The organism is Thiobacillus sp. (assembly GCF_013693775.1).
In the GTDB taxonomy this organism is placed as follows: Bacteria; Pseudomonadota; Gammaproteobacteria; order Burkholderiales; family Thiobacillaceae; genus Thiobacillus.
On record NZ_CP059257.1, the window covers coordinates 1,944,575 to 1,959,132 of the forward strand.

Annotated in this window: 16 protein-coding genes and 1 pseudogene; 4 read left to right on the top strand and 13 right to left on the bottom strand. The window is 64.4% G+C overall.

The window, feature by feature from the left end:
* Positions 1 to 10: 10 nt before the first annotated feature.
* From lipB to HZY77_RS09735, 11 genes and pseudogenes are all read right to left on the bottom strand, one after another.
* A complete protein-coding gene (gene lipB, locus HZY77_RS09685; RefSeq protein ID WP_296630919.1) occupies positions 11 to 649 on the bottom strand; it encodes a lipoyl(octanoyl) transferase LipB in 639 nt (212 codons plus the stop codon).
* Positions 649 to 915 carry a DUF493 domain-containing protein gene (locus HZY77_RS09690; RefSeq protein ID WP_296630917.1) on the bottom strand — a complete coding sequence of 89 codons (267 nt, stop codon included), beginning with the start codon at positions 913 to 915 and terminating at the stop codon, positions 649 to 651. The genes lipB and HZY77_RS09690 overlap by 1 nt, the downstream gene beginning before the upstream one ends.
* On the bottom strand, positions 912 to 1,775 hold the full coding sequence (locus HZY77_RS09695) for a D-amino acid aminotransferase (protein ID WP_296814129.1): 864 nt from the start codon (positions 1,773 to 1,775) through the stop codon (positions 912 to 914). The genes HZY77_RS09690 and HZY77_RS09695 overlap by 4 nt, the downstream gene beginning before the upstream one ends.
* Positions 1,772 to 2,902 (bottom strand): D-alanyl-D-alanine carboxypeptidase family protein, encoded by a 1,131-nt coding sequence (locus tag HZY77_RS09700; RefSeq protein WP_296814131.1) that lies wholly within the window; start codon positions 2,900 to 2,902, stop codon positions 1,772 to 1,774. Before HZY77_RS09700 ends, HZY77_RS09695 begins: the two co-directional genes overlap by 4 nt.
* Positions 2,902 to 3,720, bottom strand: coding sequence for a septal ring lytic transglycosylase RlpA family protein (locus tag HZY77_RS09705; RefSeq protein WP_296814133.1), 819 nt, complete (start codon positions 3,718 to 3,720; stop codon positions 2,902 to 2,904). The genes HZY77_RS09700 and HZY77_RS09705 overlap by 1 nt, the downstream gene beginning before the upstream one ends.
* Positions 3,721 to 3,738: 18 nt before the next feature.
* Positions 3,739 to 4,838 (bottom strand): annotated as a pseudogene (gene rodA, locus HZY77_RS09710) (rod shape-determining protein RodA).
* The gene (mrdA, locus tag HZY77_RS09715; protein WP_296814135.1) at positions 4,825 to 6,720 is read right to left on the bottom strand and encodes a penicillin-binding protein 2; all 1,896 of its coding nucleotides are present in this window, start codon (positions 6,718 to 6,720) and stop codon (positions 4,825 to 4,827) included. Before mrdA ends, rodA begins: the two are co-directional and overlap by 14 nt.
* Positions 6,721 to 6,727: 7 nt before the next feature.
* Positions 6,728 to 7,228 (bottom strand): rod shape-determining protein MreD, encoded by a 501-nt coding sequence (mreD, locus tag HZY77_RS09720; RefSeq protein ID WP_296630901.1) that lies wholly within the window; start codon positions 7,226 to 7,228, stop codon positions 6,728 to 6,730.
* A complete protein-coding gene (gene mreC, locus HZY77_RS09725; protein WP_296814137.1) occupies positions 7,225 to 7,788 on the bottom strand; it encodes a rod shape-determining protein MreC in 564 nt (187 codons plus the stop codon). Before mreC ends, mreD begins: the two co-directional genes overlap by 4 nt.
* Positions 7,785 to 8,069 carry a hypothetical protein gene (locus tag HZY77_RS09730; protein WP_296814139.1) on the bottom strand — a complete coding sequence of 95 codons (285 nt, stop codon included), beginning with the start codon at positions 8,067 to 8,069 and terminating at the stop codon, positions 7,785 to 7,787. Before HZY77_RS09730 ends, mreC begins: the two co-directional genes overlap by 4 nt.
* A 28-nt stretch (positions 8,070 to 8,097) precedes the next feature.
* Complete coding sequence (locus HZY77_RS09735) at positions 8,098 to 9,141, bottom strand: rod shape-determining protein (RefSeq protein WP_296814142.1); 1,044 nt, start codon at positions 9,139 to 9,141, stop codon at positions 8,098 to 8,100.
* A 99-nt stretch (positions 9,142 to 9,240) separates the two neighbouring features.
* Here HZY77_RS09735 and gatC point away from each other — a divergent pair, with 99 nt between their 5' ends.
* The 3 genes from gatC (at position 9,241) to gatB (ending at position 12,416) form a co-directional block, all read left to right on the top strand.
* On the top strand, positions 9,241 to 9,528 hold the full coding sequence (gatC, locus tag HZY77_RS09740) for an Asp-tRNA(Asn)/Glu-tRNA(Gln) amidotransferase subunit GatC (RefSeq protein ID WP_296814143.1): 288 nt from the start codon (positions 9,241 to 9,243) through the stop codon (positions 9,526 to 9,528).
* A 3-nt stretch (positions 9,529 to 9,531) separates the two neighbouring features.
* Positions 9,532 to 10,989, top strand: a complete 1,458-nt coding sequence (gene gatA, locus HZY77_RS09745) for an Asp-tRNA(Asn)/Glu-tRNA(Gln) amidotransferase subunit GatA (protein ID WP_296814145.1) — start codon at positions 9,532 to 9,534, stop codon at positions 10,987 to 10,989.
* Positions 10,989 to 12,416, top strand: coding sequence for an Asp-tRNA(Asn)/Glu-tRNA(Gln) amidotransferase subunit GatB (gene gatB / locus HZY77_RS09750; RefSeq protein ID WP_296814147.1), 1,428 nt, complete (start codon positions 10,989 to 10,991; stop codon positions 12,414 to 12,416). The genes gatA and gatB overlap by 1 nt, the downstream gene beginning before the upstream one ends.
* 47 nt (positions 12,417 to 12,463) lie before the next feature.
* On the opposite strand, the gene HZY77_RS09755 is transcribed toward gatB, so the two are convergent.
* Entirely contained in the window at positions 12,464 to 13,066 is a 603-nt protein-coding gene (locus HZY77_RS09755; RefSeq protein ID WP_296765824.1) for a DUF4124 domain-containing protein, read from the bottom strand.
* Positions 13,056 to 13,694, bottom strand: coding sequence for an orotate phosphoribosyltransferase (pyrE, locus tag HZY77_RS09760; RefSeq protein WP_296814149.1), 639 nt, complete (start codon positions 13,692 to 13,694; stop codon positions 13,056 to 13,058). Before pyrE ends, HZY77_RS09755 begins: the two co-directional genes overlap by 11 nt.
* Before the next feature lie 27 nt (positions 13,695 to 13,721).
* Between pyrE and HZY77_RS09765 the strand changes: the two genes are divergently transcribed.
* Positions 13,722 to 14,501 carry an exodeoxyribonuclease III gene (locus tag HZY77_RS09765; protein WP_296820878.1) on the top strand — a complete coding sequence of 260 codons (780 nt, stop codon included), beginning with the start codon at positions 13,722 to 13,724 and terminating at the stop codon, positions 14,499 to 14,501.
* Positions 14,502 to 14,558: the final 57 nt, after the last annotated feature.

Here is a 14,558-nt window from a genome sequence, read left to right on the forward strand (position 1 = left end):
AGTAAATCAGTCAAGAATAGATCGTGTCCTGCAGGCAGCGGACAAGCGCCTGTCCGGCTTCGGCCGGAGACCATTTCAGGCCGAGATCGCGACATTGCGTCACCCGCATCCCCGCGTAGCCACACGGGTTGATGGCGGCGAACGGACGCATATCCATGTCGACGTTGAACGCCAGGCCATGATACGTGCAGCCGTGTCTGACGCGCAGGCCGAGTGCGGCTATTTTCGCGCCATCGACATACACGCCTGGCGCGCCTCCCAGGCGTGCGGATGCCACGCCCTGCTCCGCCAGGAGATTGATCACGGCCTGTTCCAGTCGTGTCACCAGCTCGCGGATGCCGTAGCCACGCCGCCGCAGGTCGATCAGCACGTAGACCACGACTTGTCCCGGGCCGTGATAGGTAATCTGCCCGCCGCGGTCGATTGGTACGACGGGAATGTCGGTCGCGGCGATCAGGTGCTCCGGCTTGCCGGCCTGACCCTGCGTGTAGACAGGCAAATGTTCAAGCAGCCAGATTTCGTCCGCGGCATCGGGTGCACGCCGTGCCGTGAAAATCTGCATCGCCCGCCAGGTCGAAATATAGTCGACCTGCCCCAGTAGCCGAATGATCGCCTCGCCGCTCACCGCTTGCTGCTCACCGCTCGCCATCAAAGCGCCATCTTCACCCACGGATGGGCGGTGATTTCTCGATACAGCGCATCGAGCTGGGCTTTCGAGGTGGCGCGCACCACGCAGGTCACCGACAGGTAGTTGCCGCTGCTGGATACGCGCATCTCGACGGTCTCGGCCTTGAAATCAGGCGCATGCCTCAGCACCAGCTCGACCATGGTCTGCGCAAAATCGTCGCGGCGTTCACCCATGATCTTGATGGGAAAGTCGGTGGGGAATTGCAGCAGGGTTTCCTGTTCACTCATGACCGCATCACCTGTTGTTTGAAGGTCTGGTACAGCGCATCCATCCGCCTGGCCAGCGGCCCCGGTACGCCGGCGCCGACCGGCACGCCGTCCAGTGCCACGATCGCCATGATCTCCTTGGTGGACGAGGTCATCCAGAGTTCGTCCGCGCCACGCACCTCGGCTTCGGTAATCGCCCGCACCTCGTGCGGTATGTCGTGGGCAGCGGCGAGTTCCAGCACCACGTCGTAGGTAATGCCGGTCAGCATCAGGCTGGACGGCGGCGGCGCACGCAGCACGCCGTCCTTGACCACAAAGATATTGCTCGCCGCGCCCTCGGTCAGGAAGCCGTCACGCAGCATCACGGTTTCGGCACAGCCAGCGTCCACCGCCTGCTGGCGCAGCAGGAGATTGGCCAGCAGCGAAATGGCCTTGATGTTGCAGCGCAGCCAGCGGTTGTCGACCGCGCTGACGGCACAGACACCGGCAGCCTTCTGCGCCGGCGTGGCGGTCACCAGCGGCTGCGCAAACATGAATACGGTCGGCGACACATCGGATGGAAAGGCATGGTCGCGCAGAGGCTGTCCTTCGGCAGGCGTGCCGCGCGTCACCTGAATGTAAACCGACTGGTCGGCAAAATCCTGCTGCGCGATCAACTGCAGGATGCGCTCACGCCACTCGCCCACGCTGTGCGGGTTGGCCAGGCGGATGCCGTCGAGGCTGAACTGCAGGCGACGCAGGTGCGCGTCGAGCCGGAAGGGCTTCCCCGAATACACCGGGACCAATTCGTAGACGCCGTCGCCGAAGACGAAACCACGGTCGAGCACCGGCACCTTCGCCTCGGCGAGCGGCAGGAACTGCCCGTTCAGGTAGACGCTCATTTTGCGAACAGCAGCCGGATCGAATCCCAGCCGCGGCCGAACAGACCGGCCACACCGACATCCTGCAGGGCGACCAGCGGATAGTCGCCGAGCGACTTGCCGTCGAGCGTCAGCCGCAGGGTACCCAGGCGCTGCCNCCTGTTTATCGGTGCCACGATGGGCTGCCGGGTGATGACTTCCGCCTTGACGCGTGCGGCGCTGCCTCGCGGGACCAGCAGATGGAAATCCTGCTCGAACCCCATACTCACCGACGGGCGCTCGCCCCGGTAGATATTGACGACCTTGACGGCCTGGCGAGCCCGATAAAGCGGCACACTGTCGAAATTCTCGAAGCCGTAATTCAGCAGCTTCAACGCGTCCTGCGTGCGCTGCGCATCCGAGCGCGCATCCAGTACCACCGCGATGCGGCGCTGGTCGCCGCGCTGCGCCGACGCCGCCATGCAATAGCCGGCCTGCGNGGTACGCCCGACCTTCAGGCCGGTCACGGTGCTGTCGCGCCACAACAATCGGTTGCCGTTGTAATACGTGACGCCCTTGTAAGGCAGTTCCTTCTGGCTGAAGAAGGACAGCCGCTCCGGGAAATCGCGCGCCAGGGCACGACCGAGCAGGGCGAGGTCGCGTGCGCTCGATTCATGGCCCGGCTCATTCAGGCCGGTCGCATTCATGAAGCGGGTCTTGCTCATGCCCAGTCGCTTGGCCTCGCGATTCATGCGCGCGACGAACGCGGCCTCGCTGCCATCCGCTGCCGTCACCAAGGTGATCGTGGCGTCACTGGCCGATTCCACCAGCATCGCCTGCAGCAGCGTATCGACGCTCACCTGGTCACCCGCCTTGAGGAAGACGCGCGCACCATCCATCTGGGTGGCCGCCGCCGGCACGGTCACCATCTCACCCAGGCTCAGCTTGTTCTTGCGGATATCGCCCAGCAGAACATAGGCTGTCATCAGCTGGGTCAGCGAGGCCGGGGCCAACGGCAGGTCGGCCTGGCTGGCCGCCAGCTCGCGCCCGCTTGCCTGGTCGATCACGACCCAGGCACGCGACGAGACATTGGGCGGAGCGGCCCATGTCGTTGCTGTAAACAAGAGCGCCAGCCCCAGCCAGAAGAATTTCATGTTCAGCCTTTTCATCAATCGCGTCTGACCAGGACTGCATTCAGGTCGAGGCGTTCCCGCACGCGCGCACGATCCGACTGTGCCGCATCGTCATTGGCATACGGGCCGAGCTGCACGCGATGCAACCCGCCATCCAGCACCACGCGCGTCTGGCTGGCGTCGATATCGAGCTGGCGTTTCAGGCGGTCGAGCAACTGTTGCGCATTGTCGGCACGCGAGAAGGCGCCCACCTGGAGGTAGATACCATCCTGTAACGCCTTGCCCTGCGTATCGTAAGTGTCGGGGTCGATGCTTTCCACCCGCACCCGGGCGCTGCCGCGTCCCAGGTACCCCAGCTTGTAGGCCGCGGTATACGACAGGTCGATGATGCGCTTGCTGTGAAATGGTCCGCGATCGTTGATGCGCACCACCACCGATTTGCCGGTGTCGAGCGACGTGACCCGTGCGTAGCTCGGAATCGGCAGGGTCGGATGCGCAGCCGTCATGGCGTACATGTCGTAGGGCTCGCCCGAGGAAGTTTTCTTGCCCTGGAAACGGCGGCCATACCACGAGGCCAGCCCTTCCTCGCTGTAGGGCTGGCGCGTGGTCTGCGGCGTATACGTCGTCCCCAGCGCGACATAGGTGCGGTTGGCAAAGGGATGCAAGGGTTCCTTGCGCGGCACGGCGTCGGGAACGGTATCCAGATTTGCCGGCGGATTGGCCTCCGGGCCATCATCGAGGTAATAGCCCCCGCCTTTGGGGGCAGTGGAGGCCTGTTTTGCAGGCGGCGTGCTGGCACATCCGCCGAGGGCCAAGGCGAGGGCAAGCATCCCCAGGAGCGATTTAGTTTTCATGGCACGTATTTTATCGCGTCATGATTTATTGAGTTGGCGATGCGTCGCGACGCTCATCAGGATACCCATCCCTAGCAGCAGCGTGACGAGCGCCGTTCCACCGTAACTCATCAGCGGCAAGGGCACACCGACCACCGGCAGGATGCCCGACACCATGCCCATGTTGACGAACACATAGGTGAACAGATTGAGGCTCAGGGTGGCCGCCATCAACCGGCCGAACAGCGTCGGCGCCCGCGCGGCGATGACCAGGCCGCGCGCGACGATGGCCAGATAGAGACACACCAGCAGAATCGCGCCGGCGTAGCCGAATTCCTCGCCGAACACGGCGAAAATGAAATCGGTGGTGCGCTCGGGAATGAAATCGAGCTGGTTCTGCGTGCCCTGCATCCACCCCTTGCCGAACAGTCCGCCAGAGCCGATGGCGATGGTCGACTGAATGATGTGATAGCCCGCGCCCAACGGATCGGACGCGGGATCAAGCAGCATCAGCACGCGGCGCTGCTGATAGTCATGCATCAGCCCCCACACCACAGGCAGACTCGCCGCGCCCAGCGTGGCGCCTCCCAGAATCACCTTCCAAGGCAGACCGGCAAAGAACAGCAGATAAAACCCCGATGCGCCGAGCATCAGCGCCGTCCCCAGATCAGGCTGTCGCAGGATCAGCAGGAAGGGCACCAGCAGCAGGATGCCGCCGACCATGAAATGCTTGGCGCGCAGCACCGCTTCGTTGCGCTGGAAATACCAGGCCAGCATCAGCGGCAAGGCCAGCTTCAACAGCTCGGACGGCTGAAACGCGATGAATCCCAGATCCAGCCAGCGGCGCGCACCGTTGCGGATCTCGCCGAACAGCGCCACGCCGACCAGCAGCACCACGCCCGCCGCATACAGGGGCGGCCCGACTTTGACAGCAGGTGCGGCGGCACGTTGGCCATCAACACCATCACCGCCAGCGCCAGCCCGATGTTGACCAGGTGGCCGCTGATGCGCACCGGACTCTGCCCCGAGGCGCTCGTCACCACCGCCAGGCTGATGCCCAGCACCAGCAACGCCAGCGTCAGCAGGATGCCGTCGACATGGCGCAGGCCGCGCAGGAGCCAATGGCTAGTCCGAGGCATCGCTTCCTCCCTCCAGTTTCATGTTACCGGGGCGTTTCCCGGTCAGGTAGTAATCGAAGACCGCACGCGCAATCGGCGCCGCCGTGGAGCCGCCATGGCCGCCGTTCTCGACCATGACCGCCACCACGATGGTGGGGTTCTCGGCCGGCGCATAGGCAATGAACAACGCATGGTCCCGATTTTTCCGGGACAGGCTGCCGGCGTCATAGCGGGCGCCCTGCTTGATGCCGACCACCTGCGCGGTGCCGGTCTTGCCGGCAATGGTGTAGGGTGCGCCGGCAGCCGCGGCCGCGGCCGTGCCGCCCGGCCGCATCGCGTCCAACATGCCCTGCCGCACCACGGCCAGATCCTCCGGCTTGAGCGGCAGTTGTTCGTGTACCACGACCGGCTGCGGCTGCCAGACGTGGGTAAGCGGGTCGCGCACCGCCTGCACCAGGCGCGGTTCGATCCGCTTGCCACCATTGGCGATCATGGCGGTCGCGGTCGCCAGTTGCAGCGGTGTGGTGAGGTGGTAACCCTGGCCAATGCCCGCGATCACCGTCTCGCCGGGATACCAGACTTTCTTCCAGCGGCGCTGCTTCCATTCGCGCGAAGGCAGCAGGCCGGCGGATTCGCCATCCAGATCGATGCCGGTTTTCTCGCCGAAACTGAATTTCTGCAGATAGTCGTGCATGCGGTCGATCCCCATGTCGACCGCCAGTTTGTAGAAATAGGTGTCGCACGATTGCGCGATGGCCCGGCGCAGATCGACGATTCCATGACCGCCGCGTTTCCAGTCGCGGTACTGGTGGCTACTGTTGGGCAAGCTGAAATAACCGGGGTCGACGATGGTGTCCTCGGGCTTGCGTACGCCCAGTTCCAGCCCGGCCAGCCCCATGAACGGCTTGATCGTCGAGCCCGGTGGATAGATGCCGCGCAGCACGCGGTTCACCATCGGCCGCTCGGGCGATTCGTTGAGCGTCTTCCAGGTTTCCGGGTCGATGCCGTCGATAAAGAGATTGGGGTCGAATCCCGGCTTGCTCACCAGCGCCAGCACGCCGCCGGTATTGGGATCGAGCGCCACCAGCCCGCCCATGTAGTCGCCGAACGTATGTTCGGCCACCGCCTGCAGCCCTTCGTCCAGGTACAGGCGCAAATCCTTGCCCGGCACCGGCGGAATCCGCGACAGGGCACGTACGGCGCGGCCGCTGGCGTCGGTTTCCATCTGGTCGAATCCGGTACGGCCGTGCAGCAGGGTTTCGTAACTCTGCTCCAGCCCGGTCTTGCCGATATGGACCGTGCCCCGATAGTTCTGCTCCCGCCCCGATTCCCGCAGGCTCTTGAGATCGCGATCGTTGATCCGGCCAATGAAGCCGACCACGTGCGCCATGCCGGGTCCGGCCTGATAGTTGCGGAACAGCCGCGCCTTCACTTCCGCACCCGGCAGGCGGTAGCGGTTGGCCGCCAGGATCGCGACCTCTTCGTCGGTCAGCTTGCTTTTCAGGGGCACCGTTTCGAACTCGTGCGATTCAGCGAGCAGGCGCCGAAAACGCCGCAACTCGCCCGGCGTGATCTCGATCAACTTGGCCACTTCGGCCAGGGTGGCTTCCAGATCGTGGGGCTGCGCCCGCGCCAGTTCGAGCGTATACGCCGAGTAGTTCTCCGCCAGGATGCGGCCTTTCCGATCCAGGATCAATCCGCGGTTGGGCGCCACGGGTACCAGCGAAATACGGTTGTTTTCCGCGCGCTGGATATAATAGTCGTGCTGCGTGATCTGCAGATAGAAAGCGCGTCCCAGCAGCGCGGCCGCGAGCAGCACGACGAAGATTCCGCCCGCTTTCAGCCGCCCGTGAAAACGGGCCAGTTCACGATCCAGGTTTTTGAGCGGAGTGGCTAACGGCATGTCCGGCTCATGCCCGATCCTGGGCACCCTTGCCATGCCATAGGCGCACGAACAAGGCGATCAGATACCACAGCACGGTACTGCTCAGCACCGGAATGAGGATACTCAATCCGGCCGGTGGGTTGACCGCGAGCCAACCGACCAGCAACACCATCAACTGTACCCCCAGCAGGATCGGAAACATTTGCGCAGCCTGCCGGGAGGGGTCGAACTGCAACAGGCGCAGACGCAGGTACAACACCACGTACACTCCGATCGCATAGGCGATGGCATGCTGGCCGAACACTGCGCCATCCTGGAAATCGGCCAGCAGGCCGAAAAAGAACGCCACGCCGAAACCGATGCGCTCAGGCTGGTGCAAGGCCCAGAAGAGCACGGCGACCAGCACGAAATCCGGCCGCACGATCAGCGCCCAGCCGGACCACGGCAACTGCTCCAGCAGGACCGCCAGAACCAGGCTGCCGAGAATGCGACGCCAGCTGCTGCCGGACTGGGTCGACACGTTCATCGTGCCGTCACCTGTGGTTCGGCAATCAATACCAGCACGCCGCGGGAACGATCCAGGCCTGCCAGCGGCAGACAGTCCACCCGCAGGTAGGGGCTGGACTGCGAGCGGGACACCCGATTGATGGTTGCCACGGGGATACCCGCCGGATAGACCCGGTCGATGCCCGAAGTCAGCAGGCGATCGCCCGCCCGGAGATCGGTCTGCGACGGCATGTAACGCAACTCCATCTGGCCGTGCCCGCTCCCGGCAGCCAGCCCGCGCTGGCCGGTGCGCTCGACGAACACCGGCGTCAGCTGATCGGTGCTGCTGACCAGCGTGACCTCGCTCGATCCGGGATATACCCGCGTCAGCTGCCCCACCAGACCGTCCGCATCGACCACCGGCAAACCGGTGCGTAGCCCGGCTCCACTTCCCTGGTCCAGCGTAAGGCGCTGGGCAAACCAGTCATGCCCTTGATACAAGAGCGCCGCGTGCACCACTTTCTGGCCCGGACGGACCTGTAATTGCAGCAGGGCGCGCAATTCGGCGTTCTCCCGGGCCAGTTCGGCCGCGCGATTCACCCCGAGCTGCAGCTGCGCCCGTTCAGCCAGCAGGGCGTCGCGCTCTTTTTGCAGGAGACGGTGGCGGGTGAAAAACCTGTCAGTTCGGCGGCAACGCTGGTGGGAACCCGCATGACTTCACGCACCGGTTGCAGCAGCAGTGAAAACCCGCTGCGCAGGCCGTCGAGCGCGTGATAACGGACATCGACCACCACGCAGGACAAGCCGATCAGGAGCCAGATCATCAGGCGTGCCGTCGGCCCCAGCCGGCGGGCGAACATGAGCTGGCCCGGCATGGCCATCAGGGGTTCCGGTCAGCTGCGACTGCGTTCACTCGTTGGTGAACACCGACGCCAATTTGTCCATCTCTTCGAGCGCACGGCCCGACCCGCGCACCACGCAAGTCAGCGGATCGTCGGCGACGATCACCGGCAGGCCGGTCTCTTCCATCAGCAACCGGTCGAGATCGCGCAGCAACGCGCCGCCGCCGGTCAGCACCATGCCCTTCTCGGCGATGTCGGCGCCCAGTTCCGGCGGGGTCTGCTCCAGCGCCTGCTTGACCGCGCTGACGATGGCATTGAGCGGCTCGGTCAGCGCCTCGAGGATTTCATTGGACGACACATTGAAGCTGCGCGGCACGCNCTCCGCGAGGCTGCGGCCCTTGACTTCCATCTCCAGCACTTCGGCGCCGGGGAAAGCCGAGCCCATCTTCTTCTTGATCTGCTCGGCGGTGGCTTCGCCGATCAACATGCCGTAGTTGCGGCGGATGTAGTTGATGATGGCCTCGTCCATGCGGTCGCCGCCGACGCGCACCGAATTGGCGTAGACCACGCCGCCGAGCGAGATCACGCCGACCTCGGTGGTGCCACCGCCGATGTCGACCACCATCGAGCCGGTCGCCTCGGCCACCGGCAGGCCGGCGCCGATCGCCGCCGCCATCGGTTCCTCGATCAGATAGACCTGCCGGGCGCCGGCGCCGATCGCCGACTCGCGGATCGCACGGCGTTCCACCTGGGTCGAGCCGCACGGTACGCAGATGATGATGCGCGGGCTGGGGCGCAGCATGCGGGTGTCGTGCACCTTCTTGATGAAATACTTGAGCATCTGCTCGGTGACGGTGAAGTCGGCAATCACGCCGTCCTTCATCGGCCGGATCGCCTGCAGGTTGCCCGGCGTGCGGCCCAGCATCAGCTTGGCCTCCGCACCCACCGCCTGCACGGTGCGCTTGCCGCCTGCTGCCGCATCGGTGCGGATCGACACCACCGAGGGCTCGTCCAGCACGATGCCCCGGTCGCGCACGTAAATCAGCGTGTTGGCGGTGCCGAGATCGATCGCGAGGTCGGTCGAGAAATAGCTGGTCAGAAACTTGAACATGGTGGCGGCAGCACCGCGCCAGCGGGCGAAAGGGCAGAAAAACAAGGGGGCTATGATACCCTAACGCGCTTCGTTCCCGTAAGTCATTCAGGTGCTTCCATGTCCCTCAGTCCGGACGACGTCAAGCGCATCGCTCGCCTTGCGCGCATAGAAACCAGCGATGCCGAGGCGCAGGCCACACAGGCCCAACTCAACACCATTTTCGATCTCATCGCCACCATGCAGGCGGTGGACACCCGCGGGATTGCCCCGATGGCTCATGCGCAGGAGGTCTTCCAGCGCCTGCGCGACGACGCCGTGACCGAGGCCGATCGTCATGCCGCCTTCCAGGCCATCGCGCCGGCGGTCGAGAACGGCCTGTATCTCGTGCCCAAAGTCATCGAATAAGCCATGTCCGACACGTCTCTTTCCACGTTTGCCGCGCAGCTCGCTGCGAAGCAGGTCTCCAGCCGCGAGCTGGCGCAGACCTATCTCGACCGCATCGCCGCGCTGAATCCGTCGATCAATGCATTCATCACGGTCGATCCCGAGAAGACCCTGCTTGAGGCCGCCGCCGCCGACGCCCTGATCGCCGCCGGCCAGGCCGGTCCGCTGACCGGCGTGCCGATCGCGCACAAGGACATCTTCTGCACCGACGGCTGGCTCACCACCTGCGGCTCGAAGATGCTGCACAACTTCGTCGCNCCCTACGATGCCCACGTGATCCAGCGCTTCAAGGTCGCCGGCATGCCGAGTCTCGGCAAGACCAACATGGACGAGTTCGCCATGGGATCGTCGAACGAGACGAGCTACTACGGCGCGGTGAAGAATCCGTGGGACACCGCCCGCGTGCCGGGCGGCTCGTCGGGCGGCGCCGCCGCCTGCGTGGCCGCGCGCATGGCGCCGGCCGCCACCGGCACCGACACCGGCGGTTCGATCCGCCAGCCGGCCGCGTTCACCGGCATCACAGGCCTCAAGCCCACCTACGGCCTGGTGTCGCGCTACGGCATGATCGCGTTCGCCTCCAGTCTCGACCAGGCTGGGCCGATGGCGCCCTCGGCCGAGGACTGCGCGCTGCTCTTGAACGTGATGACCGGCTTCGATCCCAACGACTCGACCAGCCTCGAGCGCGACAAGGAAGACTACACGCGCGACCTCGGCAAGCCGCTGACCGGCCTGCGCGTCGGCCTGCCGCGGGAATTCTTCGCCGAAGGCCTGAACAACGAAGTCGCGGCGGCGGTTGACGCTGCCGTCGAGGAACTGAAGAAGCTCGGCGCCACGACGGTCGAGATCTCGCTGGCCAACTCGAAGCTCGCCATCCCCGTGTACTACGTGCTCGCGCCTGCCGAGGCGTCGAGCAACCTGTCGCGCTTCGACGGCGTGCGCTACGGCTACCGCGCGCCGGACTACGCAAGCCTCGACGACATGTATGGCAAGACCCGTGCGCAAGGCTTCGGCGCCGAGGTCAAGCGGCGCATCCTGATCGGCGCCTATGTGCTCTCGCACGGCTACTACGACGCCTATTACCTGCAGGCGCAGAAAATCCGTCGCCTGATCGCCGACGACTTCAACGAAGCGTTCAAGGTCTGCGACGTCATCCTCGGCCCCACCGCGCCCGGTACTGCGTTCAAGCTCGGCGAGAAATCCGACGACCCGGTCGAGATGTACCTGAACGACCTCTACACCATTCCCGCCAACCTGGCAGGCCTGCCGGGCATGAGCCTGCCGTGCGGCTTCGATACCCGGGGCCTGCCGATCGGACTGCAGCTGGTCGGCAACTATTTCAGCGAAGCGAAGATGCTCAACGTCGCCCATCAATACCAGCGCGCCACCGACTGGCATGCGCGCGCGCCGGAGGGTTTGAAATAATGAAATGGGAAACCGTCATCGGGCTGGAAGTCCACACCCAGCTCGCCACGAAATCCAAGATTTTCTCGGGCAGCAGCACCGCCTTCGGCGCCGCGCCCAATACGCAGGCGAACGCGGTCGACATCGCGCTGCCCGGCGTACTGCCGGTGCTGAACAAGGGTGCAGTGGAATGCGCGATCAAGTTCGGGCTCGCGATCGGCGCCACGCTCAACCGCGTCAACGTGTTCGACCGCAAGAACTACTTCTATCCGGATCTTCCGAAGGGCTACCAGATCAGCCAGCTCGCGAAGCCCATCGTCGAGGGCGGCGCGCTGACCATCGCCGTCAACGGCGCGGAGAAAGTCGTACACCTGACTCGCGCCCACATGGAAGAGGACGCCGGCAAGTCGCTGCATGAGGACTTCCACGGCATGACCGGGATCGACCTCAACCGCGCCGGCACGCCGCTGCTGGAGATCGTCTCGGAGCCGGAAATGCGCTCCAGCGCCGAGGCCGTGGCCTACGCCCGCGCGCTGCACACGCTGGTGACCTGGATCGGCATCTGCGACGGCAACATGCAGGAAGGCAGCTTCCGCGTCGACGCCAACGTCTCGGTTCGCCCGGTCGGGCAGACCGAATTCGGCACCCGCCGCGAGATCAAGAACCTCAACTCCTTCCGCTTCCTGCAGCAGGCGATCGACTATGAAGTCCGCTGGCAGATCGAGACGCTGGAGGACGGCGGCCGCATCGAGCAGGCCACGGTGCTGTTCGACCCCGACACCGGCGAGACGCGCATGATGCGTAGCAAGGAAGAGGCGCACGACTACCGCTACTTCCCCGACCCCGATCTGCTGCCGGTGAGGCTCGACGAGGCCTGGATCGACGCCGTGCGCGCGACGCTCCCCGAGCTGCCCGCCGCGATGCAGACGCGCTTCCAGGACGACTACGGCGTATCGGCCTACGACGCGACCGTGCTCACCGGCTCGCGCGCGCTCGCCGCCTATTTCGAGGCCACCGCCCAAAAATCAGGACAGCCCAAGCTCGCCGCCAACTGGGTGATGGGCGAACTCTCGGCTGCGCTCAACAAGGCCGAGCTCGACATCGCACAAAGCCCGGTCTCCGCCGCCCAGCTCGGAACGCTGATCACCCGCATCCAGGACGGCACGCTCTCGGGCAAACTTGCCAAGCAGGTATTCGAAGGTCTGTGGGAAGGCGCCGGCGAAGTCGATGCCATCATCGAGGCGCGCGGTCTCAAGCAGATGTCAGACTCCGGCGAACTGGAAAAGATCATCGATGACGTGCTCGCCGCCAACCCGAAGTCGGTCGAGGAATTCCGCGCCGGCAAGGAAAAAGCGTTCAACGCGCTGGTCGGCCAGGTGATGAAGGCTAGCCGGGGCAAGGCCAACCCGGCGCAGGTCAACGAGCTGCTGAAGGGCAAGCTGCAGTAAAAACAAAGGGCGCCGTTTGGGCGCCCTTTTCACGACAATGCCGCCGGCTATTTGCCGGTCAGTTCGCGGAAGCGCAGCTTGTCCGCCTCGTATTTCTCGCGCACCTGCACCATGGCGTTCTGATTTTTCTGGATGGTGCGTTTCAGTTCCTCGCTTTCGCGAACGGCCTGGTCCAGCTGTTCCTGTAGCCCGGGCCCGACCTTGCGGCCTGCCTTTTGTACATTTGCGATGCGGGTGCGCAGATCGGCCAGATTGGCATCGACCGCACCAGCCCTGATTTCGGCGCCCCGGATCATCAGCTTGTAGTTCTCCAGTGCTCGGTCGCGCGCCAGGTCGATTTCCGCTTCGGTGGTATAGGTCTGGGTCAGTGCACGGTCGAGCTGCGCCTGCTTCTGTTGCTCGTCCTGGATGCGTTTCTGCTCGGCCTCGCGCTCGGCCTGGGCACGGCGCTCGGCTTCGGATTGCGTGCGCTTGATGATGTTGCCCTGCTTGCTCATCTCGGCCGCGCCGCTTTGCTGGTAGGTTGGCGGCAGCGTGTCGCCGTAATGCACACGGCCATTGCCATCCACCCAGCGGTACATGCCCGCCACGGCCGGGCTCGCTGCCAGCAGCGAAACGGCCGCAACCGCCGCCAGCAGGCTATACGCCATACGTTGAACGGTACGCGGCCACGGCTTGCAATTCAGCTTGTCGGTTTGCATCACGCTCCAGAAACTCCACCAAATTGTCCAGCGTGACCACTGCCACCACTGGAATGCCATATTGTTCCCGCACTTCCTGCACTGCGGACGTCTCGCCCGTTCCGCGCTCCATGCGGTCCAGCGCAATCACCACTCCGGCCGGTTCCGCACCCGCGTGCCGGATCAGATCCACCGACTCGCGCACCGAGGTGCCCGCCGAGATCACGTCGTCGACGATCAGCACCCGGCCCTGCAGCTTCGCGCCGACCACCGACCCGCCTTCGCCGTGATCCTTCGCCTCCTTGCGATTGAAGGCGAACGGCACGTTCCTGCCCATGCCTGCCAGCGCGATCGCGATGCTCGCCGCCAGCGGGATGCCCTTGTAGGCCGGACCGAACAGCACGTCGAACGCGATCCCCGAGTCGACGATGGCTTTCGCGTAAAATTCGCCCAGCCGCTTCAGCTTGTCGCCGTCGTTGAACAGACCCGCATTAANAAAGTAGGGGCTCATGCGCCCCGCCTTGGTTTTGAACTCGCCGAAACACAACACGTTCGAAGCGATGGCGAATTCCACAAACTCGGCTTTGTAATCGGACATTTTCCTTAACTTCTTGAATCGATCTTGATGCGAATTATATCGGCCAACCTCAACGGTATCCGCTCCGCCGCCACCAAGGGCTTTTTCGATTGGCTCCCCACGCAACATGCCGACGTCGTCTGCGTGCAGGAACTCAAGGCGCAAGCCGCCGACCTCAGGCCGGCATTCGTGGCCTGCGGCGGCCTCAGCGGCGCCTTCCACTACGCCGAGAAGAAGGGCTACAGTGGCGTCGGCGTCTACACCCGCCAGCCGCCCCAGCGCATCATCGAGGGCCTCGGCGTCCCGGAATTCGATGCCGAAGGCCGCTACATCGAGGCCGACTACGGCCATCTCGCCGTCATCTCGCTCTACCAGCCTTCCGGATCCAGCAGCGAGGAGCGCCAGCAGGCCAAGTTCCGCTTCCTGGACGTCTTCTTCCCGCACCTCGAAGCGCTGATGAAATCCGGCCGCGAGATCGTCATCTGCGGCGACTGGAACATCGCGCACAAGGAAATCGACCTCAAGAACTGGAAATCCAACCAGAAGAACTCCGGCTTCCTGCCCGAGGAGCGTGCCTGGATGACGCGCCTGTTCGACGAACTCGGCTGGGTCGACGTCTACCGCAGCCTCTACCCCGAGCACACCGGTGAGGCCTACACCTGGTGGAGCAACCGCGGCCAGGCCTGGGCCAAGAACGTCGGCTGGCGCATCGACTACCAGATCGCCACNCCCGGCATCGCCACCAAAGCCACCTCCGCCAGCGTCTACAAGGACCAGCGCTTTTCCGACCATGCGCCGCTGATTGTCGATTACGATTACGCACCGTAACCCCTTACGCCGAAAACAATCGAGACAACCCAAAGGGGAAGAGGAGGAGGAACAACA

Bases quoted from the DNA above. Each gene is read 5' to 3' on its own strand.
- lipB (WP_296630919.1), bottom strand. From the start codon at position 649: ATGGCGAGCGGTGAGCAGCAAGCGGTGAGCGGCGAGGCGATCATTCGG.
- HZY77_RS09690 (WP_296630917.1), bottom strand. From the start codon at position 915: ATGAGTGAACAGGAAACCCTGCTGCAATTCCCCACCGACTTTCCCATC.
- HZY77_RS09695 (WP_296814129.1), bottom strand. From the start codon at position 1,775: ATGAGCGTCTACCTGAACGGGCAGTTCCTGCCGCTCGCCGAGGCGAAG.
- HZY77_RS09705 (WP_296814133.1), bottom strand. From the start codon at position 3,720: ATGAAAACTAAATCGCTCCTGGGGATGCTTGCCCTCGCCTTGGCCCTC.
- mrdA (WP_296814135.1), bottom strand. From the start codon at position 6,720: ATGCCGTTAGCCACTCCGCTCAAAAACCTGGATCGTGAACTGGCCCGT.
- mreD (WP_296630901.1), bottom strand. From the start codon at position 7,228: ATGAACGTGTCGACCCAGTCCGGCAGCAGCTGGCGTCGCATTCTCGGC.
- HZY77_RS09730 (WP_296814139.1), bottom strand. From the start codon at position 8,069: ATGGCCATGCCGGGCCAGCTCATGTTCGCCCGCCGGCTGGGGCCGACG.
- gatC (WP_296814143.1), top strand. From the start codon at position 9,241: ATGTCCCTCAGTCCGGACGACGTCAAGCGCATCGCTCGCCTTGCGCGC.
- gatB (WP_296814147.1), top strand. From the start codon at position 10,989: ATGAAATGGGAAACCGTCATCGGGCTGGAAGTCCACACCCAGCTCGCC.
- HZY77_RS09755 (WP_296765824.1), bottom strand. From the start codon at position 13,066: ATGGCGTATAGCCTGCTGGCGGCGGTTGCGGCCGTTTCGCTGCTGGCA.